Source organism: Polaribacter sp. 11A2H, assembly GCF_011379025.1.
Lineage (GTDB): Bacteria > Bacteroidota > Bacteroidia > Flavobacteriales > Flavobacteriaceae > Polaribacter.
Genome location: NZ_WTLD01000004.1, coordinates 86,162 through 111,082, shown reverse-complemented (window position 1 = coordinate 111,082; position 24,921 = coordinate 86,162). Strand labels below are relative to the sequence as shown.

General features: G+C 30.2%; 19 protein-coding genes. 3 read left to right on the top strand and 16 right to left on the bottom strand.

Going from position 1 to position 24,921, the window contains the following annotated elements:
• Positions 1-4: 4 nt before the first annotated feature.
• The 13 genes from rbfA to GQS58_RS06475 all read right to left on the bottom strand — a co-directional run bounded on the left by rbfA (position 5) and on the right by GQS58_RS06475 (position 14,222).
• Positions 5-400 carry a 30S ribosome-binding factor RbfA gene (gene rbfA / locus GQS58_RS06530; protein WP_166384096.1) on the bottom strand — a complete coding sequence of 132 codons (396 nt, stop codon included), beginning with the start codon at positions 398-400 and terminating at the stop codon, positions 5-7.
• A 20-nt stretch (positions 401-420) separates the two neighbouring features.
• Positions 421-1,065 carry a response regulator transcription factor gene (locus tag GQS58_RS06525; protein ID WP_166384094.1) on the bottom strand — a complete coding sequence of 215 codons (645 nt, stop codon included), beginning with the start codon at positions 1,063-1,065 and terminating at the stop codon, positions 421-423.
• Complete coding sequence (locus GQS58_RS06520) at positions 1,062-1,814, bottom strand: sensor histidine kinase (RefSeq protein ID WP_166384092.1); 753 nt, start codon at positions 1,812-1,814, stop codon at positions 1,062-1,064. The genes GQS58_RS06525 and GQS58_RS06520 overlap by 4 nt, the downstream gene beginning before the upstream one ends.
• Positions 1,790-2,440 (bottom strand): hypothetical protein, encoded by a 651-nt coding sequence (locus tag GQS58_RS06515; RefSeq protein ID WP_166384090.1) that lies wholly within the window; start codon positions 2,438-2,440, stop codon positions 1,790-1,792. The genes GQS58_RS06520 and GQS58_RS06515 overlap by 25 nt, the downstream gene beginning before the upstream one ends.
• A gap of 4 nt (positions 2,441-2,444) precedes the next feature.
• Positions 2,445-3,053 (bottom strand): hypothetical protein, encoded by a 609-nt coding sequence (locus tag GQS58_RS06510; protein WP_166384088.1) that lies wholly within the window; start codon positions 3,051-3,053, stop codon positions 2,445-2,447.
• A 354-nt stretch (positions 3,054-3,407) separates the two neighbouring features.
• On the bottom strand, positions 3,408-3,701 hold the full coding sequence (locus GQS58_RS06505) for a FoF1 ATP synthase subunit delta/epsilon (RefSeq protein WP_165734305.1): 294 nt from the start codon (positions 3,699-3,701) through the stop codon (positions 3,408-3,410).
• Positions 3,702-3,778: 77 nt separating this feature from the next.
• A complete protein-coding gene (gene atpD, locus GQS58_RS06500) occupies positions 3,779-5,287 on the bottom strand; it encodes a F0F1 ATP synthase subunit beta (protein WP_166384086.1) in 1,509 nt (502 codons plus the stop codon).
• A gap of 190 nt (positions 5,288-5,477) precedes the next feature.
• Positions 5,478-6,836, bottom strand: coding sequence for an OmpA family protein (locus tag GQS58_RS06495; protein WP_166384084.1), 1,359 nt, complete (start codon positions 6,834-6,836; stop codon positions 5,478-5,480).
• Between the two features lie 325 nt (positions 6,837-7,161).
• A complete protein-coding gene (locus tag GQS58_RS17340; RefSeq protein WP_166384082.1) occupies positions 7,162-10,290 on the bottom strand; it encodes a UvrD-helicase domain-containing protein in 3,129 nt (1,042 codons plus the stop codon).
• 71 nt (positions 10,291-10,361) lie between these two features.
• Complete coding sequence (locus GQS58_RS17390; protein ID WP_410524703.1) at positions 10,362-11,780, bottom strand: nucleoside recognition domain-containing protein; 1,419 nt, start codon at positions 11,778-11,780, stop codon at positions 10,362-10,364.
• Between the two features lie 9 nt (positions 11,781-11,789).
• Positions 11,790-12,554 (bottom strand): FeoB small GTPase domain-containing protein, encoded by a 765-nt coding sequence (locus tag GQS58_RS17385; protein ID WP_410524702.1) that lies wholly within the window; start codon positions 12,552-12,554, stop codon positions 11,790-11,792.
• Between the two features lie 4 nt (positions 12,555-12,558).
• The gene (locus GQS58_RS06480) at positions 12,559-13,569 is read right to left on the bottom strand and encodes a DtxR family transcriptional regulator (protein WP_166384080.1); all 1,011 of its coding nucleotides are present in this window, start codon (positions 13,567-13,569) and stop codon (positions 12,559-12,561) included.
• Positions 13,566-14,222 carry a metal-dependent transcriptional regulator gene (locus GQS58_RS06475; RefSeq protein WP_166384078.1) on the bottom strand — a complete coding sequence of 219 codons (657 nt, stop codon included), beginning with the start codon at positions 14,220-14,222 and terminating at the stop codon, positions 13,566-13,568. The genes GQS58_RS06480 and GQS58_RS06475 overlap by 4 nt, the downstream gene beginning before the upstream one ends.
• Before the next feature lie 100 nt (positions 14,223-14,322).
• On the opposite strand from GQS58_RS06475, the gene GQS58_RS06470 reads away from it, so the two are divergent.
• Both GQS58_RS06470 and GQS58_RS06465 read left to right on the top strand, forming a co-directional pair.
• Positions 14,323-16,542 (top strand): TonB-dependent receptor, encoded by a 2,220-nt coding sequence (locus GQS58_RS06470; RefSeq protein ID WP_166384076.1) that lies wholly within the window; start codon positions 14,323-14,325, stop codon positions 16,540-16,542.
• A complete protein-coding gene (locus GQS58_RS06465; protein WP_166384074.1) occupies positions 16,542-17,015 on the top strand; it encodes a thioredoxin family protein in 474 nt (157 codons plus the stop codon). Before GQS58_RS06470 ends, GQS58_RS06465 begins: the two co-directional genes overlap by 1 nt.
• A 40-nt stretch (positions 17,016-17,055) precedes the next feature.
• Here GQS58_RS06465 and GQS58_RS06460 read toward each other — a convergent pair whose 3' ends face one another.
• Complete coding sequence (locus tag GQS58_RS06460) at positions 17,056-17,616, bottom strand: hypothetical protein (protein ID WP_166384072.1); 561 nt, start codon at positions 17,614-17,616, stop codon at positions 17,056-17,058.
• A 377-nt stretch (positions 17,617-17,993) separates the two neighbouring features.
• Between GQS58_RS06460 and mfd the strand changes: the two genes are divergently transcribed.
• Entirely contained in the window at positions 17,994-21,350 is a 3,357-nt protein-coding gene (mfd, locus tag GQS58_RS06455; protein ID WP_166384070.1) for a transcription-repair coupling factor, read from the top strand.
• Positions 21,351-22,048: 698 nt separating this feature from the next.
• On the opposite strand, the gene GQS58_RS06450 is transcribed toward mfd, so the two are convergent.
• Both GQS58_RS06450 and GQS58_RS06445 read right to left on the bottom strand, forming a co-directional pair.
• Positions 22,049-23,818, bottom strand: coding sequence for a MutS-related protein (locus tag GQS58_RS06450; protein ID WP_166384068.1), 1,770 nt, complete (start codon positions 23,816-23,818; stop codon positions 22,049-22,051).
• 7 nt (positions 23,819-23,825) lie between these two features.
• A complete protein-coding gene (locus tag GQS58_RS06445; RefSeq protein WP_166384066.1) occupies positions 23,826-24,920 on the bottom strand; it encodes a HesA/MoeB/ThiF family protein in 1,095 nt (364 codons plus the stop codon).
• Between the last annotated feature and the right edge of the window lies 1 nt (position 24,921).

The window sequence follows — 24,921 nt, the reverse complement described above, 5'->3', positions numbered from 1 at the left end:
TAATTTAATTCCTTTTACGTCTAGGTAAAACGCTAGGGTCTTTAATAGGGTTGTCGTCTTCACCTTTTAAAGATTTATCAATTTCCTCAATATAATCTAACGTATCATCTCCAAAAAACAATAATTCTGGCATTCTACGTAATTGATGTTTTGTTCTTTTAGCCATTTCATGGCGAATTAAAACAGTGTTAGATTGCACTCCTTTAATCAGCTCTTCTCTATTGCTAGAAGGAAATACACTTAAATAAACTTTAGCGACTCCTAAATCTGATGTTACATGAACCTTAGAAACAGAAATAATTATTCCCTTCATACCATCTTGTGCTGCTTTCTGTAAAACATCTACCAAATCCTTTTGCAATACTCCTGCAATTTTACGTTGTCTGTTCGTTTCTTCCATGCTGCAAATTTACACTTTTTTTATGGAGTGTAAATTTTATTTTTAATTGCATACATTACCAAACCTACTCTATTTTTTACCTGTAATTTAGTAAACAAAACATCTCTATATCCATCAATTGTTTTTGGACTTAAACACATAATTTCTGCAATTTCCTTATAGGTTAACTCAGAACAAGCGTGTTTCATAAAGGTAATTTCTCTTTCTTTTAGTTGTATTTCGGCCTTTCCTCCACCAGAAAGAGATTTCATTAATAGATTGGTTACATTTTTGGTATGATAAAATCCGTTTTCTGCTATTTCTACTAGAGCCTTTTCTAAAACTACTTTTTCAGTATCTTTTAATAAATAGCCTATAGCACCAACTTTTAACATTTTTAAAATAGTAGCGTCTTCATCTTCTACGGAAAGTGCCATTACGTGCACATCTTTATGGTTTTTAGAAATCCATTCTGTAGTTTCAATTCCGTTCATTATCGGCATATTAATATCCATTAAAACAACATCTGGAATAAATTCTGGTGAAGTAGAAAATTTATCAATTAATTCTTGTCCATTTTTACAGGTATATAAGACTTTAAATTTACTAAAAGTATTTACCATAGCAGCAATTGCTTGCGAAAGCAATGTGTGATCATCTACAATAACAACAGAATATTTCATCATAACTTATATACTATATTTAGGGAAGTACCTTTATTTACTTCGGAAGTAAAAACGGCCGTTGCACCTATTAATTTTGCTCTATTTTTAATATTCTGTAATCCTATTCCATTAGATTTACCCTCTAAAGAGGAAAAACCAACTCCATCGTCTTTCGCTGTAATTTCTAAATAATGTTCACTGAAATTTAACTCTACAGTTAGATTAGATGCTTTGGAATGTTTAATGGTATTGGAAAAAAACTCTTGTAAGATTCTAAAAATAATAATGCAAGATTTTTCATTATTTAATTCTCCCTCTCCTTTAATAATTAAGGCAGAATTGATAAAATTTAATCTATTAAATCTATCTATTTCTAGCTGTATAGCCTCTCTTAATTTGATGTTTTTTATAGCTTCAGGGTTTATTAATTTTGATAGCGCCCTTACTTCTGTCAGCCCTTTAGTAATCGTTTCTGAAACTTCATGAATATTTTCTAGAGAAACATTCTGCAATTGAATTTTAGCTAGTGTTAGTAATTGCCCAATATTATCGTGTAACTCCCAACTAATATTTCTTAAGGTTTCCTCCCTAATTTCAATTTGTGTTTCTGCAATCTCTCTTTCAAATCTCTTTTTATTCTCTTCTTGCTGCTCTAACAGGGAGTTTTTTCTTTTCTGAAAAACAGTAAACAATAATATAATAAAAATAACAAACGTAACTATTATTATAGTGGTTACAATTAATATTATTTGACTCGCTTCTGACTCCATAGTGCCCCCAATATAAAACAACTATACATAAATATCAATAAAACGAACTGAATATTATATAAATATTCTATCACCTCAATTGGTGTTCCTTTCATATTATTTAGTATAGAAGTTATTGGTATAGTGCCTAAATAATAGAATAATAAACCAAAAACAATCCAAAAAGTAAGAGATTTCTTATAATTAAGAATTTCATTAGAAGATAAAAAATCCCTATAAAATAAGAATAAAACAATAGCTATTAATAAGCTCCCTGAAATAGAAGCAATGCTATTGTAGGTTACAAAATAAGTTCCTTGATACAAATAATAGAACGTAGTTAGCAAATAAATTACATTAAAGAGCATACTAACTCTTGAAACTATTTTTTGTGTTTTTCTTGAAATTAAAATTTGTCTTGTAAATAAGAATAATAAGTTAAATTCTACAAAAGTAAGGGTATTGTATACCCATAAATTATATAGCGCTAAATTATATTTCACATAGCTAGCAATCATTTCAAAAGTAAACATAGCAATTAAGTACCCCAAAAAGTATTTTAAATCAACATCAAAAGATTTTTTAAAATAGAAGATAGCATAGACCGCTATGGCTAAAAAATATAATATGTAAATTATTTTCTCCAAAATATTACATTGGTGGTGTAGGTTTCAATCTATTAGCTCCAGAACTCTTAAAATCTTCTTGACCTCCTATAAAAGGCAAAAAAGAAGCCCTTACAACTTGCTGAGTTTCTTTACTACTAAATTGATCTAAGAATTTTGTAAAAGGAATTGCCTCACCTTTATTAGAATACAAAGGTTCATAAGCAACATTTTTCTTTTCTTTTGTGTCTGCTGTAGGCATAAAAATTAAAGTTTGTCTCCCTCTTAAAAGTTTATCTGAATAATCGTTAGGATATGCTGCAGAGAAAATTCTAACACCAGTAAGTGTAATATCTTTTTCTTTAGACAATCGTTCTATATAAGCAATATACTGCTTTAATTGATTAATGTCATAATAATGAGAAACACTCTCTATTTCTTTAGCATTACCTGTAAGCTCTTTTCTATATTGATCTAAAACAGGTTTCTGCCCTATATCATATTGATGAAACATACTCGCCATTTCTTTATATGTTATGGTGTTAGAAGGCCTAGAACTATCAACTTGCGGAACCTGCGATATGGTCTCAGACTGACAACTAATGATAAATAATGATAAAAAAAATATTTGATAAAATTTAAAAAGCGCTTTCATAACATCATAGTTGGATTAATATGTATGAAAATACAACTTAAATTATAATATATAAAAGTATAAAAACATTAAACAATATCAAAAAATACTAATCCCTAAGTATCAGATATTTAATTAACATTATCCCTATAACGACCAAATTTTAAAAAGGTGTTTTTCCTATTTAAATATAAAGGTTTACACTAACAGATTATTCTAAATTATTTATCAATTTTGGAGTATGAAATAAAAAGAAAAGTAAAGGGGGAAATTGCAAAAAAAAAAGCACTTAATATTTTATAGAGAGTGTCTAAATTAAAAAAGTCTCAAAACATATGTTTTGAGACTTTTAATTTTTATAATTATTTTAGAAATTTAATCTGCTAAAATAATTGCTTTATTATCTTTTAATTCTAAAGTTCCAGATTTAATAGCAATTGTTAGAATATTATCATCATCTATATGAATTTCATAATGTCCTTTAAATTGATCGAATTCTAGATGTTCTTTACTATGAACATGAATTTTAACTATTCCTTCCTTTAAGTTAGCAACAATTGGTGCGTGATTATTTAACATTTGAAACTCACCATTCTCTCCAGGAACCGACAATGAGTCAATTCTTGCTGAAAATAATATAGCTTCTGGTGTTACAATTTCTAAAAACATATCTCTTATAGTTTACAGTCTTCAATTTGCAGTTTATACTCTTTTAAAGATTGTAAACTGCAAACCACTGACTAATTTTATGCTTCTGCTAACATTTTTTCTCCAGCATCAATTGCATCTTGAATTGATCCTCTTAAGTTAAATGCTGCTTCAGGGTATTTATCTAACTCACCATCCATAATCATATTAAAACCTTTAATAGTGTCTTTAATATCAACTAAAACTCCTGGTATACCAGTAAATTGTTCAGCTACGTGGAAAGGTTGAGATAAGAAACGTTGTACACGTCTAGCTCTATGAACTACTAATTTATCTTCTTCAGATAATTCTTCCATACCTAAAATAGCGATAATGTCTTGTAATTCTTTATAACGTTGTAAAATTTCTTTTACAGCTGTTGCAGTATTATAGTGTTCATCACCTAAAATTGCTGCAGATAAAATTCTTGAAGTAGAATCTAAAGGATCTACCGCTGGGTAAATACCTAATTCTGCAATCTTACGAGACAATACTGTTGTTGCATCTAAATGAGCAAACGTTGTTGCTGGCGCTGGATCTGTTAAATCATCTGCAGGTACATAAACTGCTTGTACAGATGTAATAGAACCTTTTTTAGTAGATGTAATACGTTCTTGCATTGCACCCATTTCAGTTGCCAATGTTGGTTGGTAACCTACCGCAGATGGCATACGCCCTAAAAGTGCTGACACTTCAGAACCTGCTTGTGTAAAACGGAAAATATTATCAACAAAGAAAAGTACATCTTTACCTTCTGCTTCTCCTGCTCCATCTCTAAAGTACTCTGCAATTGTTAAACCAGACAATGCAACACGTGCACGTGCTCCAGGTGGCTCATTCATTTGACCGAATACGAAAGTAGCTTTAGAATCTTTCATTCCTGGTTTATCTACTTTAGATAAGTCCCATCCTCCTGCTTCCATAGAATGCATAAAATCGTCTCCGTATTTTATAATTCCAGATTCTAGCATTTCACGAAGTAAATCGTTTCCTTCACGAGTTCTTTCTCCAACACCTGCAAAAACTGATAAACCACCATGTCCTTTTGCAATGTTGTTAATTAACTCTTGTATTAATACTGTCTTACCTACTCCGGCTCCACCAAATAATCCAATCTTACCTCCTTTTGCGTAAGGCTCAATTAAGTCGATTACTTTTATACCTGTAAATAAAACCTCTGTAGATACTGATAAATCTTCAAATTTAGGTGCAGATCTGTGAATTGGTAAACCATCTTTACCTTCTTTTTTCAAGTTCCCTAAACCATCAATAGCGTCTCCAGTTACATTAAACAAACGGCCATAAATATCGTTTCCAATAGGCATTTGAATAGGACTACCTGTAGCTACAACCTCAGTTCCTCTACTTAATCCATCAGTAGCGTCCATCGAGATAGTTCTAACTGTATCTTCTCCAATATGCTGTTGTACCTCTAACACTAAAATAGAGCCGTCAGCTTTTTTGATTTCTAACGAATCGTAAATTTTAGGAAGTTCATTTTCAGTATTGAATTCAACATCAATTACTGGCCCAATAATTTGTGAAACTTTACCTGTTATTGTAGACATTATGTATCTAATTAAAGTTATTATTTTTTTTTAGAGATTTCAGCCTCTTTTTTCAGATTGCAAAGGTAATTTTTTTGTCTTTAATTAAAAAAGATTTTCCTCTTTTTTAATTGAAAAAGAAACAAATAGCATAAACAAAAAAAACTCTGCTCAAAATGAGCAGAGTTTTATATTAAAATGTAGTTGACAATTATTTATCAGATAACTGAATAACTACTCTTCTGTTTTTACTTCTTCCTAAATTAGTATTGTTATTAGCAATAGGATTTTTCTCTCCTTGACCAATTGTTTCTAATCTATTAGCATCAAAACCTTTTCCTACTAAATAAGTTTTAGCAGATTCTGCTCTTCTTTCAGATAAGTATAAGTTATAAGAATCAGAACCTCTACTATCTGCATAACCTTCTACTACAAAGATTACATTATCTACAGAACTAATTAAACCGTAAACCTTGTCTAATTTTGCTGCAGAAGCTTTATTAATTCTAGCACTATCTGTACCAAATAAAATTTCTTTTGAAAATCCTGATAAAGCTGCAATTTGCTCTGCAGTCATAGCTTCTTCTGGACAACCATTATTAGAAGCTACACCTTCAAACTCTGGACATTTATCGTCTTTATCTAAAACTCCGTCTCCGTCAGTATCTGGCCAAGGACATCCTGCATTATCAGCTGGACCTGCAATAGAAGGACATTTATCATCTTTATCAGCTACACCGTCTCCATCAGCATCAGGACAACCTTTATTAGCTTTTGTACCTTTAGCATTAGGACACATATCATCTTTATCAGCTACACCGTCTCCGTCAGAATCAGGACAACCGTTCATAGCTGCTAAACCTGCAACGTTAGGACAAGCATCATCAGAATCTTTTACTCCATCGCCATCAGCATCAGGACAACCATTAAATTCTTTTAAACCTGCTTCTTCAGGACACATATCATCTTTATCATATACTCCGTCTCCGTCTGTATCTTTTCCTCCAAATTTAATTACTAAACCTAAAGAAGTTTGATAGTGTGCTCTTACTTTATCAGAAAAACCTTTTTTAGTTCCTGTTTGAAAGTTTAAACCTAAGTTATCATTAAACCAAGTATTAAAACCTAAACCACCATTTAACATTCCTTCACCACTAGAATCTACAGAAGTATAACCTCCACCTAAATATACATAAGGATCAAACCAACCTGTTTGTCCAACTAAGTTATTTAAGTCATACTTTACAACTGCATCTACAGCCCAATAAAGAAAATCTGAATCATCTTTAATTGTAACTGTTTCAATTTTATTTAAAGACCCTGCTAATTGTAAAGAGAAACCTTTGTCTAAATACTTCTCTCCAGATATTCTAGAAATAGAAGGTAAAATATTCCAATCTCCATTACCAATTAAATCTTTTATTTGGTCACTAAAGTCATCACCATTGTAAAAGTCTACTACGTTTACACCAAAACCTACAGCCCAAGGGTTGTTTTCATCTTGTGCGTTTACGTTACCAACTGTTACCAACGTAAACAAAGCTATCACAGCTATTTTTAATCGTTTCATTATCAAATTTTTAAATTAAAAGTTCGTTATTATAATACGCAAAAGTAAATCCTTAAATCGTATCTACAAAGACAAATCTACAAAATATTATTAAAACAATACGTTTTATTAATTCTACCCGTCTTTAATTCTCTACCTAATTTTTATAAAAACTTCAAGATCGTACTTTAAAACACTCATTAGCATGAAGTAAAGGGAAATCAAATCTTTTTTTTCAGCTTTAAAGAGAAGTAAAATAAGCAATTAAATTACTTTTTTATTTTTAAATTTATCTTGCTTGACTTATAGTAACATCAAGATTACTAAGTTACTATTTTTATATAAATTACACTTCAACAACTTCTACTACATCATTAATATAGATCAATAGTTTTTCATCTACAGTAAAATTCATCGATTTTAAAGTTCTTTCATACCTTAATAATTGCTGATGATGTTCTGATGAAGGGTTTCCTGTTTTATAATCTAGAATAACCACCTTTTTATCCGCTATAAAAATTAATCTATCTAAAATGATAATGTGATTATCTACATCAAGAATTTCTCTTTCATTAAAAACTTTAACACCTTCTGAAAAATAAAGTTCTAATTTAGGATGATTTACAATATTGAAAATACTCTTTGTAATAAAAATTTGTTGTTCATTATTTATAACTCCTTGTTGATAATAAATAGAAATTACTTTTTCAACATCTTTTAAAGTAATAATTTTTGATAAAATTTCATGAAATAAATTTCCAAAATCAATTGCCTTTCCTTGTTCTGTATTCCATAACTTAGAAGAGTTTGCTAATAAAACAATATTATGTTCTTGCCAAGGAGTAGAAATAAATTTCTCATGAATTTCTGCAACAGAACTTTCTTTTTCTTTTTTACTAACTCTTTGTTCAACTCCAAAAGAATAGTCTGAGACATCATCATTCCAAAGATCTTGTTGCTTTAAGTAATTGATAAAAATGCCTGAATAAAAATTAGTGTTTTCTTCTCCTTTAGAGGATATTTTTTTATCCGTAATAACATGTAATTGCTCTACAGCCCTGGTTAATGTAACGTATAACAAATTAAAATTATCTAATTCTAATTCTTCTCTTTGCTTATTATAAATATCTAAACCTCTTTCACTAACAATACTTAAACTTTTACTATAATCTACCAACAACTCATCGAAACCATCGTATGACTCTGGCAATTTATTTAACCACGATTTTGGTTTTATCTGTCTATAAATATCTACATCGCAGGGGAAAATTACCACAGGAAATTCTAATCCTTTCGATTTATGAATCGTCATAATCTGAACAGCACCTGCACTTTCTGGGGCAACAATACTTAAGCGTTCTTTTTTAAGTTCCCAAAACTCTAAAAACTCACCAACATCGGTTCCGTTTCTTTGCTGTTCTAAAACAACATCTAAAAAAAACTGAATGTAGGCATCAGAAGAATTTATCAAATTAAAACCTCTAATAATTTCTTCTATTTTCTCATAAAAGGGTAATTGATGAAATGCTGAAATATTAAACGTTACACCAAGATTTTTTAAAGACTCTAATATCGTCTGATTATCAGCTTTTGCAAATTCATTAAAAAAGACATGTTTTGGTTGTTCTATTTGTAAATGTTGATGTAAAAAATACAGCATTTCAAAACGTGTTTCCTCATCACTCGGGTTTTGTAAAACATTTAAAACATCTACAATAAAAGTAACTTTTGCACTGTTTTTAAGTAATAAAGTTTCCGAAGATACAATATCAATTCCTTTTTCTGATAAATAATTTGCCACTGCAACCCCATCTTTTCTAGTTCGGGTTAATACGCAAATTTCACTCAAAGAAAACTGTTCTTTTAATTGAAGTATTTTCTCTAAAACTTTCTGCGGATATTTTACTTTTTCAAGTTCTTTATCTTCATTTTTTTCAAGGAAACTCAACGAGACAAAACCTCCTTTTTTAGAATTTTCTATTTGCTTATTTCCTTCTATAAAAATATTCTTATACGATTCATTTTCAATAAAATTTGCCGTATGCTGAAAAAACGAATTATTAAAATTAATAACTTCGGAATAACTTCTAAAATTGGTCTCTAAGTTTTTAATTTCTTTAGAAACATGAAAAGGGTTTACTCTATCAGAACCTAACTCAATAAACTGTTCTGCTTTTCCACCACGCCATCTATAAATAGCTTGTTTTCCATCGCCAACCAACAACAAGTTACTATTTTCTTGCGCTAATGTATTATCTATTAAAGGCACCAAGTTTTGCCATTGCAGCACAGAAGTATCTTGCATTTCATCAATAAAATAATGCTGAAAACGTTGCCCAATTCTTTCATAAATAAAAGGTGCTGGCTGATCTTTTATATTATCAGAAATCAATTGATTAAACTCTGCATTTAATCGAATATTATTATCTTCTTTTATGGTTTCTAATTCTGAATTGATATTATTTAAAACAGCTAAAGGAATAATGCTTTTCAACGCCAATTTATTCATAGAGAATTGCTGATAAATAACCTCAGCTTCCTTAAATAACCGAACAATATCTGGAACAATTTGATCTATAGAAGTGGCAACTGAATCTACAGTAGATTTTGAATAATACTGATCATTCTCAATTGCTTTTTTTATCGTTTCACTTCGTTTGATGAAATCTATATTTACAGACTTCTCACTTAGATCAGCAAAGAACTTAGGAATAGTTCCTCGCATAAAATTTTTATGCTCTAAATCGTTATTTTCTATTAATTGAAGGCATTCTTCACCAACTTTTTTAATAGAATCTTTCAATTCTTTTTGCTGATTGTAAAGCTTTGTTTTTAAATTTGTAAAGTCTTCTAATTTTTTATCTGCAAGACTTCTAAAATGCTGTACATCATCTTCATTTAATAAGATTCTTGCAAATTCACTTAAATCTCTAGAAATATCCCAAGACTTATCATCATCTGTTTTGTCTAATGAATAATCAATTAAAAGATTGGTTAATTTTTTATCGGTACCTATTTTAGAAATTAAAACATCTACGGCTTCATTTAAAAGAGAAACAGCATCCATTTCTACTTCAAAGTTTAGCGACAAGCCTAAATCGAAAGCGAAATTTTTTATTATTTTATGTGTAAAACTATCAATGGTAGTAATAGAAAAAGCGGAGTAATTTTTTAAAATTGCATCTAAAATTTTCTTACTTCTTTCTTGAATTATTGCTTTATCAATAGTAATTTCATCAATAATAATATTGAGTAGATCGTTCTCTTTACCATCTGCAAAATCTTCTAAGCTAGACAACACACGTTCTTTCATTTCACCAGCTGCTTTGTTGGTAAACGTGATTGCTAATATTTTCTGAAACGAAAAAATATCTTCAGAAGTTAATAAGACTTTTATATATTCTTTTACAAGGGTAAAGGTTTTACCACTTCCTGCAGAAGCATTATAAACCTGAAAGGTAGATGTATTTTGCACAATTTATTTTACTGCAAAATACAAATTAAGCAATTAAGTTTAGGTAAATATCAAGATTTATTTTAGAGTGATTAACTTAAAATTCTCCAAATTTGCGCCACTAAAAAAGTAACAATAAAACCTGCTACAACTGGTAAAACTGTTGCTACCACTGTCCATTTTTTACTTTTTGTTTCTTTATAAATGGTATAAATCGTTGTGCTACATGGGTTGTGTAATAAACTAAATAGCATCACATTTACAGCTGTTAAAAGCGTCCATCCACCACTTCTTAAAATATCTCCAGTAGCAGTTACAGAATCTAATTCAAACATTACTCCAGCTCCTGCTCCACCAGCAACTCCTGTTACCATAACTGTTAACATTAATATAGAAGGAATTACAATTTCATTGGCAGGAATTGCTACAATATATGCTAGTAGAATAACACCATTTAAACCTAATAAAAACCCAAATCCATCTAAAGAATTAATTAAATGTACAGCAATGCTTTCATCACCTATAAACACATTAGAAACCAGCCATATTACGGCTCCTGCTGGCGCAGCAAACACAATTGCCCTCCATAAAACAATTATTGTTCTATCTATTAAAGAGGTATAAATGGTTTTCCAAAACATAGGAGTTCTATAAGGAGGAAGCTCTAAATTAAAGGTAGAAACCTCACCTTTTAAAACTGTCTTAGACAATGCCCAAGAAAAGAAAAACATAAAAAAGATTCCTAAAACGGCAATTCCAACAACGGCAACTAAAGAAATTAAACTAGAATATGTAGAAGGTACAACAGCACCAATAAAAATTGTTGCTAATAGAATCTGCGTTGGCCAACGACCATTACACAAAGAAAAATTATTAGTAATAATGGCTATTAATCGCTCTCTCGGACTATCAATAATTCTTGTTGCTACAACTCCTGCTGCATTACAACCAAAACCCATGGTCATGGTTAAAGCTTGTTTACCATGTGCTCCAGATTTTTTAAAAAGTGAATCCATATTAAAAGCAACTCTAGGTAAATATCCAAAATCTTCTAACAAGGTAAATAATGGGAAAAAGATTGCCATTGGCGGCAACATTACAGCAATTACCCAAGCAACTGCTAAATAAACGCCATCAATTAAAAAACCAGACAACCACCAAGGAAAACTCAAGAACGCTGCACCTTCTTTTAATAAAGGATGAATAGTATCTAACAATAAACTAGCCAACATAGATGACGGATAATTTGCCCCAATAATAGTTAACCAAAGTACCAAACCTAATAACAATAGCATAATTGGAAACCCCCAAATTTTACTAGTTACTACTTTATCTATTTTAGCATTTAAATAAAAAGCTCCTTTTTTATTGTCTTTTACAACTGTTTTTTCAACAATCTTAGAAGCATCCGCATAAATTGCTTCTGTTAAGTTATCATGAAAATCATCGCCAATTTGCCAACGTAATTCGTTTGATAATTCTATAATTTTATCAATATTTTTTGTTTCCATTTTTTATAATTAAATAAAATCACCTGTTTTTAAGGCTTCTAAAATATGTGTATCTCCTTCCAAAACTCTAAAAGCTAACCACCTGCTATTAGAAACAGTTGGGTATTCTTCTTTAATAGCATTGCTTAACTTCTGTACAGCAACTTCTACATGTTTTGGAATACTCTTTATTTTATAAGGTTTACAAACTATTTTTCCGTTTGCCAAATCGCTAATTGCAGCAATTAATTCTGGAATCCCCTCTTTAGACCTTGCACTTGTAGGCACAACCGGAATTCCTAATTCTCTAGATAAACTTCTATAATCTATATTTATATTATTTTTTTCTGCTTCATCCATTAAATTTAAACAAAGAACTGCATTCGAAGAAATCTCTAAAATTTGCAGTACTAAGTTTAAATTACGTTCTAACCTACTTGCATCAACAACTATTACTGTTAATGTTGGTTTACCGAAAAGAATAAAATTTCTAGCAACCTCCTCATCTTCCGATCTTGACATTAAAGAATACGTACCCGGTAAATCTATTAATTTAAATTTTTGTTGTTGATATTCAAAAGCACCTTCTGCTCTAGTTACTGTTTTTCCTGGCCAATTCCCAGTATGCTGCCTTAAACCTGTTAACGCATTAAAAACAGTACTTTTTCCTGTATTAGGGTTTCCTGCTAATGCAATTACAAAATCTACATTTTCTGTATCTACTCCTAATTTTTTAACTCCTTCTAAAGTATGATGTGCACAAGTGTCACAAGCCGATTTTGGTGCTGTTTTCATTTTTTTATGCTTTGGTAATTAAAATTTTAACAGCCTGGTCTTTTCTTAGAGCAATGGCCGTTCCTTTAATTAAAAATGCTTTTGGATCTCCTAACGGGTTTAACAAATCGATACTAACCGTTGCTCCTTTTACAAAACCTAAATCTAATAATCTTCGTCTATTTTCTCCTCTACATTCTTTAGAAACACCAATAATTATTGCTTTTTGGTTATTTTCTAAATTAGATAAACGCAACGTATCTGTTTCTACAACATCTGCTTTGTCTAAAGAAATTACGGTAATATTTTTTGCTACTATAGGCGGCAACACAAATTGCTCTCCTTCAGATTCAAAAACAATACGATTTTCACTAATCTCTTTCATGTACACCTGAGAATGTAAATGAATATGTTTTGCTAAAATTTGTTTATAAATACTTGTAGGCTCATCTTCTATATGAATAATTTTTCCAAAATTCAAAATAGGTAAATCTGCAAGTAGCATTCCTTTTTTCTCTGGAATTTCACCAGACTTAGTAGGTATTGGATCTCCATGAGGGTCATATCTCGGATTTCCTAAGAGTGTAGACAAATTTTCTACTTCTTCACCAGATAACTCGTGTTCTTTTTTCTCTGCTCTACTGTGCCATTCTGTTTTATGAAACCCTGTTTTTTCTGATAAATACTTTTCCCATAAACGGTGAGCTCTCACAATTCTTAACGCATATTCATCTCCGTCTTCGGTTAATGAAAAAAGATCGTGTTCTTTTCTTATCAAACCAGATTCTACCATGGTATCAATACTTTCTAACAACAAACTATGACTAAAATCTAGTTCATTAAAAATGGTATTTATAGATGTCTTCGGGTCATGATACAAAAGCTTTAAAACATCTTCAATAGCCGTTTTCTCTGTTTCTTTACGTGCTTTTAAGTATTTAAAAAAGAGTCCTTTTTTAGGATTAAAAATAATAAATAAGACTAAAATAACGCCAAAAAACACTAAAAGCGCTACTACTGGGCTGTAAGTACTCATATTTTTTTAATATATAAATTGTTAGCTATTTTGTTTGAAATTGATAGTTTTTTATCATCAACCATAATGGAAACTGAATCATCAAAATCTTCTTTTTCTAATACGGTAATTTGTTTACCTAATATAATACCTTTTTTATCTAAGAATTTTAAAAATTCTGATGAAGAATCATCAACACCAATACAAATTCCACTTTCATTTTTTAATAAAGTTGATAATAAACTTTTCTCGATGGTTTTTAAATTACCTTCCTTATCCGGGATAGGATCTCCATGAGGGTCACGTGTTGGAAAACCTAAAAAAGCATCTAATTGTTCTATTAACTTTGGAGACTTAATGTGCTCTAACTGTTCTGCAACATCATGAACTTCATCCCAAGAAAAATTTAATTTTTCTACTAAAAAAACTTCCCAAAGCCTATGTTTCCTTACAATGTTTGCGGCAGTTTTTTTACCCAAGACCGTTAATTTTACACCTTTATATTTTTTATAGACAACAACTTCCTTTTCAGACAATTTTTTAATCATATCTGTAACAGAAGAAGCTTTCGTTTCTAATTTTTTAGCTATAGCATTTGTACTAATTCCTTTATCGGAATCTAACTCTAAATGATAAATTGCTTTTAAATAATTTTCTTCAGAAAGTGTAAACATCTACAAATTTTATACTACAAAGATATACTTTTTAATTTTAATAAATATATTTTTAGACAAGTCTAAAAAATAAATTACATTTGCCATAAAATAAAATTAAATGAAACTAAAAAGACTTATCTTATTTGCAGCTCTTATCAGCTTAAATGCAATTTTTGCACAGAATAATTCTATTTCTGGTAAAATAACTAACAAATTAGATGCACTAGCTTACGTGAATGTGTATTTAAAAAAATCTAAAATTGGAGCAGCTTCTAACGAAAATGGTTTTTATCAGTTAAAAAACATACCAAAAGGAAACTATACACTTGTTATTAGTAGTGTTGGTTATAAATCTAAATCGATTAAAATAACGATTGATGAAAATCAAAAAATTATTAAAAACTTTTCTTTATCAGAAGCTAACTCTTTAGACGAAATTGTAATTTCTGGAACCATGAAACCGGTTAAAAAACTAGATAGTTCTGTACCTGTAGAAGTATACTCTCCTACTTTTTTTATGAAAAACCCAGCACCATCTATTTTTGAATCCTTACAAAATGTAAATGGTGTTCGTCCGCAGGTAAATTGTAGTGTTTGTAACACAGGAGATATTCATATTAACGGATTAGAAGGTCCTTATACTTTTGTTTTAATAGACGGAATGCCCATTGTAAGCGGCTTATCTACCGTGTATGGATTAACAGGAATTCCGCAGGCATTAATAGAACGTGTAGAAATTGTAAAAGGTCCTGCTTCTACTTTATATGGTTCTGAAGCTGTTGGTGGTATCATTAATATTATCACTAAAAAGCCATCTTCAGCCCCGTTAGTTACCGTAGAATCTTATGCAAGTTCTTGGGGAGAAGTAAATACAGATATTGGTTTAAAATATAAATTAGGAAAAACCGATGGACTGTTAGGTGTTAATTATTTTAATTACCAAAACCCTATTGATAATAATAAGGATGGTTTTACAGATTTGACTTTACAAGACAGAATTTCTATTTTTAATAAATTTAATTTTGAAAGAAAAAACAATCGTATTTTTACTGTAGCCGGACGTTATGTTTACGAAGATAGATGGGGAGGAGAAATGAATTGGGAGCCTAAATATAGAGGTGGAACAGAGGTTTATGGCGAAAGCATTTACACCAGTAGATGGGAAACTTTTGGAACTTACCAATTGCCTACCGATAAAAAAATAAATTTACAATTTAGCGCGAATGGACATGACCAAAACTCTTATTACGGAGACACTTTTTATAAAGCAGATCAATTTATTGCTTTTGGCCAATTAACATACGACACTACTTTTGGCAAAAACCATGATGTACTAATGGGAGTTGCTTATCGTTACACAAATTATGACGATAACACAACAGCAACAAATAGTGATACTGGTAATGCTCCATCAATAACTCATTTACCAGGTGCTTTTATTCAAGATGAAATTACACTATCTCCAAAAAACAAGTTGCTTTTAGGCGCAAGATATGATTATAATAATGTACACGGAAGTGTTTTCTCTCCAAGAGTAAATTATAAATGGAACTCAGAAAATAACGAAGATGTGCTTAGGGTTAGTATTGGTAATGGTTTTAGGGTTGCTAATGTTTTTACAGAAGATCATGCTGCACTTACAGGAAATAGAAAGGTTGTTTTTGAAGATGAATTACTCCCAGAAACTTCTTGGAATGCTAATATTAACTATGTTAAAAAGTTAGTTACAGGCAATAACACTATAATTAATTTAGATGCAAGTGCTTTCTATACTTATTTCGACAATAAAATAATTCCAGATTACGAAACAGAACCAACACAAATTATTTATTCAAATTTAAATGGTCATGCAGTTTCTAAAGGAATATCTCTAAACACAGATATCAATTTAAGAAATGGACTTTCAATAATAGCAGGTGCAACTTTAATGGAGGTATCTACTACTGAAAATGGAATTACCGAAAAACAATTATTAACAGAAAGTTTTAGTGGTACTTGGAGTATTTCTTACAAAATAAAGGCAATCGATTTAAAACTAGATTATACAGGTAATGTATACGCTCCAATGGATTTACCATTAATATCAGACAATACAGATATAGACCCAAGATCACCAACATCTCCATGGTACAGTATTCAAAACATACAAGCCACTAAAACACTTAATGATCAATTTGAAATTTTTGGAGGTGTAAAAAACTTATTAAATTTTACTCCTGCAGCCAATAGTATCTTAAATGCTTCAGAACCATTTAGTGAAAATTTCGACCCAGCTTATGTATACGCTTCAAATCAAGGAACTCGTATGTTTTTAGGACTTAGATATAAACTACAATAATGAAAAAAACGCTTCTTTTCTTTTTTATATTTTCTACTAGTATATTACTTAGTCAGAAAAACCATACTTTAAAGAGTTACTCTTTTGAAGAGGCTTATAAACTACAAGAAAAAGAAAAAAGGCCAATTGTAGTTTTTTTTCATACAAACTGGTGTAAATATTGTTTTGCGATGAAAAAAAATACTTTTATCAATAAAAAAGTGGTAGCCTTATTAAATAAAGAGTTTTACTTTATCTCTTTTAATGCAGAAAGTAAAGACTTGGTAAATATAAAAGACAAGATTTTTAAGAACAAGTCTGGCATTCATGAGATAGTAGAGGTACTTGCTTTTAAAAACAACACCATTAGCTATCCATCTACTATTATTTTAAGTGCAAATAATACTATAGATGAACAGATAGATTCCTTTTTATCAGCAAAAGAAATTAGTAAAATATTGACAACCTATCTCTCTAAGAGACCCTCAAATTAACATAAATTCATCAAAATATACAATGGGTATAAATAGAAAATTAATGTTTGTCTTCCCAGATACGTTTTCTACCAGAACTAGAACCACTATTCCCTCCACTAAATGAAAAACGATATGTAACACCAACAGAACCGTATGTATGAGAACGCTGACTTTTAAATCTTTCTTCATTATACTTGTGCATCAATATTCCTTGTAATCCAAAATGATCAGAAATCCAAAGCGTACCACCAATACCAAAATTTAAGGTTGGAAGTACATGTTTAGACTTTACAAGGCTACCTCCTATTAAAACAAAAGGATTAATAGTGCTTTCTGAAGTACCAAAATCATATCTAAACTCACCATCAAACGTGGTGTATTTTTGATTATCATTAAAATCACTAGAAATACTACCTGCTAAAGTTACATTCTTAAACAAATATGTAGCAAGAGATAATCTTGGAAATTGAGGAATAAGCCTACCTCCCAAATCTTTACCATCTTCTACAGAATAAAGTACAGAACCTGTACCAAGTGTTACAGCCCATTTATTAGTTTCATTCTGACTAAAACTATGCAGGGTACATAAAAAAACAAGTGTAAAAACGATATGTTTCATTTTAATTTTTCTTTTTTAGGGTAAAAGAAAAACATTTTCCAATTCCCAATAATTTTTTTTACAAATATATTGATTAAACAAAGAAAATAAAGTACTGTGTTTTTTATTTAGTCGAAATTTTAATTTATTCGAATATAACAAAAATAACACCTAATTAATTGTAAATTCATAATTTACAAACCAATACCTTACATTATAATCTGCTGCTTTAAAATGTAACAAAAATAATTAAATCGTCATTACAGAATATAGAACGTAAACCTTTCTTTATAATTTCACTAAACTATTTTAATAAAAAATTATGTCTTATTTAAAATAGTTTTAAAACATTTTATTTTAACAAATTCAAATTAATATCTTTGCTAAAACATTTCGGGTTGAGCAAGCAGAACATTGTAAATCAATATCAGAATTCTGCGAATGTATCGCAGATAATTAACCAACTTCAACAAGATAAAAACCATTTTCAAATATCGAATTTGGTCGGCTCTTCGTTGTCTTTTGTTATTTCAGAAACTTTTAAAAAAGCAGACAAACCTTTTCTTTTAATCTTTAATGATAAAGAAGAAGCAGCTTATTACCTTAACGATTTAGAACAATTGCTAGGTGAAAAAAATGTGCTTTTTTATCCGGGATCCTACAGAAGACCTTACCAAATAGAAGAAACTGATAATGCCAATGTTTTATTACGATCTGAGGTTTTAAACCGAATTAATTCACGTAAAAAACCTGCAGTAATTGTAACCTATCCAACAGCTTTGTTCGAAAAAGTGGTTACTAAAAAAGAACTAGAAAAAAACACATTAAAAGTAGCAGTAGGCGAAAGTTTATCTTTAGATTTTGTAAACGAAGTTTTATTCGAATACAAATTTAAACGAGTAGATTTTGTTACAGAACCAGGTGATTTCTCTGTTCGTGGAGGAATTATAGATGTTTTTTCTTTTTCTAATGATGAACCTTACAGAGTTGAGTTTTTTGGTGATGAAATAGATAGTATCCGTTCTTTTGATGTAGAAACACAGTTATCTAAAGAAAAACTGAAGAAAATTTCTATAATGCCCAATGTAGAAAATAAAACATTGGAAGAAAACAGAGAGAGTTTTCTTAAATATATTTCTTCTAAAACAGTTGTTTTTACAAAAAATATAGATCTACTTGTTGGAAATCTAGATAAGTTTTATCAAAAAGCAGAAGAAGCTTTTTTAGATTTATCTAAAGAAATAAAACACGCAAAACCAGTAGAATTGTTTTGCGATGGTAATTTTATAAAAAATCAATTACAAGATTTTACATTAATAAATTTTGGAAACACAAATACCTACAAAGTTTCTAAAACTTTGCAAGAAGATTTGCCAGAAATTAAATTCAATACCATAGCACAACCTTCTTTTAATAAACAATTCAATTTATTAATAGAAAACTTAGAAGAATATCACAAAGCCAAATTTACCAGTTATATATTTTGTGCAAACGATCAACAAGCAAAACGTTTTCATGATATTTTTGATGATGCAGCACAAGAAGTGCATTATGAAACGGTTGTTTTTCCTTTATATCAAGGTTTTATAGATGTTGAAAATAGATTAGTTTGTTACACAGATCATCAAATTTTTGAGCGTTATCACAAATTCAGATTAAAAAACGGATACGCTAAAAAACAGGCAATTACGCTTCAAGATTTAAACAAGTTAGAAATTGGAGATTATGTAACACACATGGATCACGGAATTGGAAAATTTGGTGGTTTACAAAAAATCGACGTTCAAGGTAAAAAACAAGAAGCCATTAAGTTAGTGTACGGAGAAAGAGATATTTTATATGTAAGTATTCACTCGCTTCATAAGATTTCTAAGTTCAATGGTAAAGATGGTAAAGCACCTAAAATATACAAATTAGGCTCTGGTGCTTGGAAAAAAATCAAACAAAAAACAAAAGCAAGAGTTAAACATATTGCTTTTAATTTAATTCAACTATACGCAAAAAGAAAGCTACAAAAAGGATTTGCTTTTGGCCCAGATACACACATTCAGCATGAACTAGAAGGCAGTTTTATGTATGAGGATACTCCAGATCAATTTACATCTACACAAGATGTAAAAAATGATATGGAAAAAGAACAACCCATGGACAGATTAGTCTGTGGTGATGTTGGTTTTGGTAAAACAGAAGTTGCCGTAAGAGCTGCTTTTAAAGCGGTAGATAACGGTAAACAAGTCGCAATTTTAGTACCTACAACCATTCTTGCTTTTCAACATTATCAAACTTTTACAGAGCGTTTAAAAGATTTTCCTGTAAGAATTGATTATCTAAATCGTTTTAGAACTGCAAAACAAAAAACAGAAGCTATTAATGGTGTAAATGATGGTTCTATAGATATTATTATTGGTACGCATCAACTAACTAACAAACGGCTACAATTTAAGGACCTAGGCCTTTTAATTATAGACGAAGAGCAAAAATTTGGAGTTGCTGTAAAGGATAAATTAAAGACTTTAAAAGAAAACGTAGACACATTAACACTAACTGCAACCCCAATTCCTAGAACTTTACAGTTTAGTTTAATGGCTGCAAGAGATTTGTCTGTTATAAAAACACCGCCGCCGAATAGACATCCTATAGAAAGTAATGTAATTCGTTTTTCTGAAGAAACTATTCGTGATGCTATTGCTTACGAAGTTTCTCGTGGAGGACAAGTTTTCTTTATTCACAACAGAATAGAAAACATAAAAGAAGTTGCTGGTTTAATACAAAGATTAGTTCCTACCGCAAAAGTAGGTATTGGTCACGGACAAATGGAAGGTAAAAAACTAGAGGGCTTAATGCTTGGTTTTATGGCAGGAGATTTCGATGTTTTGGTTTCTACAACCATTATAGAAAGCGGTTTAGATGTACCAAATGCCAACACAATTTTCATCAATAATGCTAACAATTTCGGACTTTCAGATTTACACCAAATGCGTGGTAGAGTTGGTCGATCTAACAAAAAAGCATTCTGTTACTTTATCACTCCGGCGTATCATATGATGACCGATGATGCTAGAAAACGTATAGAAGCCTTAGTTTTATTTTCTGATTTAGGAAGCGGAATTAACATTGCCATGAAAGATTTAGAAATTCGTGGTGCAGGAGATTTATTAGGTGGTGAGCAAAGTGGTTTTATCAATGATATTGGGTTTGATACCTACCAAAAAATACTACAAGAAGCTATTGAAGAGTTAAAAGAGAATGAATTTAAAGAACTCTATCCTTCAGACAATTCTAAACCTAAAGAGTACGTAAAAGAGGTTACGATTGATACCGATTTCGAAATTCTTTTTCCGGATGATTATATCAATTCAATCACAGAAAGGTTGGCTTTGTATAACAAATTAGGAGAATTAAAAACCGAGGAAGAACTACAAGTTTTTGAAACTGAAATTATAGACCGTTTTGGAGAATTCCCTACGCAAGTAGAAGATTTGCTCGATTCTGTTCGTATAAAATGGTTGGCAAAAGAGCTTGGTTTAGAAAAAGTAATTCTAAAACAAAAAAGAATGATGGGGTATTTTGTTGCCAATCAACAAAGTGAATTTTACCACACAGATGCCTTTACACGCATGTTAAAATACGTGCAACTAAACCCTAAAAGTTGTGTTATGAAAGAGAAAGAATCTAAAAACGGATTGCGATTATTAATCACTTTTATAAGAATTGATAGCGTAAAAACTGCTTTGAGTATTTTACAAAAAGTGTAGCATTATTTTTTGAAGCTATTTCCCGCTTTCTACTGTATCTTTTTTCTTCTGTTCTCGATACAAATTTGCAAAAAAGCAAATTCACTCGAACTGACAGAAAAAAGGATGCCGTTTCAATCGGGGCTAGACTTGTTTGCTTGCTTTAGTTAATGATGTTTGTTCTTTAAAACGCAGCTAGAAATCTCATCATGTGACTCAGGTTTATGTTATCACTGTTATGTGACTTTTTAATTCTTCGAAGTAACAAGTGAGTGGTGAATTATACGTTTAAAAAAGACCTCACAGGTTTTAAAAACCTGTGAGGTCTGAATATTTTTTTGGTCGTCTTAAAAAACCTTCCTTATTAGGTTTGCAATACGCATTAAGGATTAAGCCGTTTTAATAACTAAACAATTTTGTCTATTAGACCTTTTCATTGATTTATTGCTCGCGCTCGTTTGTAACGAGTGCCAATAACATATAGAACATTAGCTTCGGTACTCGTTACAAACGAGCACTAGCAGAGAGAAACCTCATAAGGCTACTCACGTTATACGTTCTATTTATTATAAAGCTTCTATTAAAATCGAAATAAGAATTTTAGTAAGCAAACAAGTTTAGCCCTTATAGAGACTTTCGACTTCGCTTAAGACAGGGTAATTGTTTGAGCTCTTTTTTTTTCTCAAAAAAAAGCGAGTAGCGAAAGCAGGAAATAGCTTCTAAATAATTTCCATTTTTTGCAATAAGAAAGAAGCATTCATATTTTTACAAATTCCGTTTTTTAAAGTGTAATCGAAATGTAGTTCATCTTCTATAATTTCTGCATCGAAATAATAGTTTTTAATGTCTGTAAACTCATTTTCTAGCTCACACAAACTAACATCGTGAGTTGCAATGATTCCGGTTGACTTAGATTTAGTCAATTTTTCTACAAACTTTTTAGAGCCAATAGCTTTGTCTTTACTGTTCGTTCCTTTTAAAATTTCATCTAAAATGATAAAATAGTCTGTTGTTTTAATTTCATCAACAATAAACTTTAAACGCTTTAATTCTGAGTAAAAATAAGACTCATCTTCTGTTAAAGAATCTGTAGTTCGCATGCTTGTAATCAGCTTAATTGGCGAATATTTAAAATTTTCTGCACAAACAGGCAACCCACAATTTGCCATTACAATAGACAAAGAAATGGTTCTTAAAAAAGTACTTTTACCCGCCATATTTGCTCCAGTAACAATAAAAAACTCTTCTTTGTTAATTGTAAAATCGTTGTCAATTCTTTTTGTTGCATCCAATAATGGATGTCCTAAATTGGTAGCTTTTACTACTTCTTTTTCATTTGTGATTTCTGGAAAAACAAATTTTGTATGATTAAAATGAAAGTTTGCCAATGAGTTTTGAGCATCAAAAAAAGCAACAACAGAAAACCATTTATCTACTGTGTGTTTATAGTTAATAATCCATTTTTCTACATTCACTGCATTTCTAATATCAAGTAGAAAAAATCCATTTCCAAAAAATGCAATTACCAAATTATTACGTTGATCGAAAGCATCTAAAACTTTAGAAAATTCTTTAAAAATAGTTGACGCTTTTTTATCTTCAGATTTTATAATTGCTTGTTTTTCTTTTAAAATTGTTGCCAAAAATTCTTCTCCCTCAATTTCATTTAACAATACGTGGTATTGCTTAAAGGTTTCTCTTACTTTATCTGTGTCTGCATATAAATTACCTGTTTTTTTAACAAAGGCAGCGCTTATAAAAAGACCAATAAAAAACCAAATTATTAAATAAGAAAAAGAAATAAAACCCAAAGAAACCAAACCAATAAACACTATTGAAAGCACAGAAAAAACAAGTTGAATTCCCTTTAAAAACATAGGGAGAACAGCTTTATAATTCTGAACCCAATTTACTATAAAACCAGACGTATCTTTTGTGGTAATTAAGCTTGCCAAAGCAGCAAAGTGTTGCCTCCATTTTACCTTTGTTGCTAATTCTTTTATGGTGTTTTGCTTCTCTACAATTTCATTCGTTTTATTTTCCGTAAACGTTTTGGCTAATAATTTTTTCCCTTCTGAAGTAACCGTTCTATTTAAATATTGAAAAAAAGAACCAACACCAAATAAATCGATATCATTACTATAATAATGCATAGGATTTACAAACTCCTCACCAGATTCTAAGTGATGGAATTTTCTATTTAAAACATCGAGTTCTGTCGTATTTATATTAATCTTAGCTTTTATAATAGCTCTTTTTCTTTGTAAACTAACGTGTTTTGTAACTAAAAAACCAAATAGTAAAATGCCTAAAAAGGCAATGATAAAAACATCTGGATATTTACCAAAAGTTAAATAAATTAAAAAACAAGTCGCTAAAAAAACTCCAAACCTAAAAATACTTAGGTTTATAGATTTCTTTTTTAAAAGAGTTGCATCTTTTTCTAATGCTAACTTTTCTTCACTATAAAAATTGGAAGGAGTATTCATTTTAATATTATTTATTATAATTAGAAATTCCACCAAACAAACTTAAAACCTTAAGTGTTGGGTATTTCTTTTTTAACATTTTGGTTGCTTTGTAACTATTAAAACCTCTTTGACAAACCATCACATAGGTTTTATTTAAATCAATTTTAATTGCATCTACATTAAATTCTTGAATAGGAATTGTTTGATCAACTTTAAAAGGCAATTTTAAATTGGGTAAAACAGCAATCAATTCTAAACTTTTCGACTGCTTTTCAAGTGATAAATATTCTTTTAACTCTTCTGATGATATTTGCCAATCCTTATTTTGAAGCTCACAAACTGCATCAAAATATGTTTGCACTTCAAATAATTTTGCAATTTTATCTTTTAAAACAGCTGGTTTTAATTTCATTTTTAACTGTGTATTTTGCAACGAATTGTAAATCAACAATTCGTTTGATAATGGTTTTCCTATACCTGTTATCAACTTTAAAACTTCATTTACTTGTTGCGTTGCAATCATACCTACAATCGAGTTCATGGTACCTGCCTCTGAACAATTGGGAATATCTGTTGCCATTTCTGGAAAAGCATCTCTTAAATTTGCTGAATAAGTTCCGTCTTTCTGCAAAACATTAAAAGTAGACACATATCCATCAAACTTATACAAAGATCCGTACACCAATGGTTTCTTTTTAAGAACACAAGCATCGTTTAATAAGTATTTTGTTGGTAAAGAATCTGTACCATCTACAACAATATCAAACTGAGAAATCAACCCAAAAACATTATCTTTTGTAATTGGTTTATTTGTAAAAGTAACTTCTGTAAAAGGGGCTCTCTTTTTTATAAATTCTGATAAAACGGCTGCTTTTGGTTTATTTACATCATCTAGAGCATAAAATACTTGTCTGTGTAGATTGGAAACATCAACGGTATCGAAATCTACTAAATGTATTTTCCCAATTCCACTTGCGGCTAAATACACCGCTATTGGGCTTCCTAATCCGCCACAACCAACTACTAAAACACTTGATTTTTGTAATTTTCCTTGTCCGACTTCACCAATTTCTGATAAAGTAATTTGACGTTTAAAAAATTGATTTTTTGTTACACTCATT